This window comes from Klenkia sp. PcliD-1-E (assembly GCF_024124375.1).
Classification (GTDB): Bacteria; Actinomycetota; Actinomycetes; order Mycobacteriales; family Geodermatophilaceae; genus Klenkia.
On the sequence record NZ_JAMXRZ010000244.1, the window covers coordinates 1 to 1605 of the forward strand.

General features: G+C 73.9%; 2 protein-coding genes. Both read left to right on the plus strand.

Annotated features, from left to right (window positions below; translation table 11 throughout):
* On the plus strand, positions 1-532 hold a 532-nt coding region (locus tag NH342_RS22890; RefSeq protein WP_253018662.1), incomplete at its 5' end, for a hypothetical protein.
* A 38-nt stretch (positions 533-570) separates the two neighbouring features.
* A complete protein-coding gene (locus NH342_RS22895) occupies positions 571-1392 on the plus strand; it encodes an SDR family oxidoreductase (RefSeq protein WP_253018664.1) in 822 nt (273 codons plus the stop codon).
* Positions 1393-1605: the final 213 nt, after the last annotated feature.

Sequence of the window (1605 nt, forward strand, 5' to 3'; positions counted from 1 at the left end):
CCGCGCCGAGGCCGACCGGCAGCGCACCCAGCAGGCCGAGGCCGAGCGGGCGGCCGCCGAGCGCGCCGCTGCCCCGGCCGCGGCGCCCTACCCGCCGCAGCAGCCCGCCGAGCAGCACCCCACGCAGGTCTACGACCAGCAGGCCGTCCCCCAGCCGGCCCCGGAGCAGCAGCAGGGGTACGGCTCGCCCGGCCAGGGACAGCAGGGCTACGACCAGCAGGGCTACGACCAGCAGGGCTACGACCAGCAGGGCTACGACCAGCAGGGCTACGACCAGCAGGGCTACGGCCAGCAGGGCTACGGGCAGTCGGCGGCCGAGGAGCAGTACGGCTCGCCGCAGCCCTGGTCGACGGGCCCCTCGACGGGCGCGACCGCCGCACCCGACCCGCAGCAGGCCTACGCGCAGCCGCCGGCGCCCACCGATGAGCCGCCGATCTGGGCCGAGGAGCAGCCGCGCACCGACGAGCCGGGCACCGCCCAGCTGCCCCGGATCACCGACGAGCAGCACCGGCGGGACGACGACCGCCGCTGACGGGAACACCCCGGCCGCGGGGGGTGCTGGCACCAGGCATGTCGAAGACCTGGTTCATCACCGGCGCCTCCCGCGGCTTCGGCCGCGCCTGGACGATCGCCGCCCTCGAGCGCGGCGACTCCGTCGCCGCCACCGTCCGCGACACCGCTGCGCTGGAGGACGTCGTCGCCCGGTTCGGTGACCGCGTGCTGCCCGTGCAGCTCGACGTCGACGACCGCGCGGCCGTGTTCGCCGCCGTCGAGCGGGCGCACGCCCACTTCGGCCGGCTCGACGTCGTGGTCAACAACGCCGGCTACGGCCAGTTCGGGATGGTCGAGGAGGTCTCCGAGGCCGAGGCCCGCGCGCAGTTCGAGACCAACGTGTTCGGCGCGCTGTGGGTCACCCAGGCCGCGCTGCCGTTCCTGCGCGAGCAGGGCTCGGGCCACGTGCTGCAGGTGTCGAGCATCGGCGGCATCTCCGCGTTCCCGAACATCGGCATCTACAACGCGTCGAAGTGGGCGCTGGAGGGCTTCTCCCAGGCGCTGGCCGCCGAGGTCGCCGACTTCGGCATCCACGTCACGCTGATCGAGCCCGGCGGCTTCGACACCGACTGGCCCGGCGCCTCGGCCAAGCACGCCACCCCGGACCCGGCCTACGACGAGTTCCGGGTGAAGGCGGCCGAGCAGCGCAAGGCGCGGGTGTCCAGCCCCGGTGACCCGGTGGCGTCCGCGGCCGCCGTCCTGCAGCTGGTGGACAGCGAGGCCCCGCCGCTGCGCGTCTTCTTCGGCACCGCGCCGCTGGGCATCGCGACGAAGGACTACGAGTCGCGGCTGCAGGGCTGGCGGGACACCCAGCACCTCGCCGAGCTCGCCCAGGGCTGACCTCCGGGCCCAGCGGTGATCAGGGGGGTTGATCCACCTCCGTCCTCCTCCACCGGATCTGGTGAACCAGGACGGACGTCGATCAACCTCCTCGGTGTCAACCGGTCGTTGCATCACCCCAGCTGAGGGGTGGGGCTCGTGGCGACTCGGGCGAACATGCGGGTGTTCTGGTCGGGGATCGCTGAGGGGCTGACCGTTGCGTCAGCCTCTCAG

What these genes read in the sequence shown, in the direction of transcription:
- NH342_RS22895 (WP_253018664.1), top strand. Translation starts at nt 571, where the DNA reads ATGTCGAAGACCTGGTTCATCACCGGCGCCTCCCGCGGCTTCGGCCGC.